This is a genomic window from Bacillus sp. SIMBA_154, assembly GCF_046536015.1.
GTDB lineage: Bacteria > Bacillota > Bacilli > Bacillales > Bacillaceae > Bacillus > Bacillus pumilus_P.
The window spans coordinates 1-236 of record NZ_JAWJBV010000658.1; the positions used below are offsets into that span (position 1 = coordinate 1).

Sequence of the window (236 nt, forward strand, 5' to 3'; positions counted from 1 at the left end):
GTTATAGCCTTACCCTGAACCAAATTAAGCAAAGCATTCAGCAGGCCAATAATCAAGTTGGTGGCTCTGTAGTAGAAATGGGTGAAGCCGAATATATGGTGCGCGGTAAGGCTATAACGATGCAAGGCTTCCGGCTGCACCACCACCTGATAGGTTTCGACCATGCCACCAACAGTCGCAATTTCCGCCACGCCCTGCACACTTTGCAGTTCCTGTTTTAAAAACCAGTTTTGCAG

At 48.3% G+C, this 236-nt stretch carries 1 protein-coding gene; it reads right to left on the bottom strand.

What is annotated here, in order from left to right; translation table 11 throughout:
• Nucleotides 1-236, bottom strand: a 236-nt coding sequence (locus tag R0K30_RS23500; RefSeq protein WP_410613440.1) for a hypothetical protein, incomplete at both ends; no start/stop codon positions are given.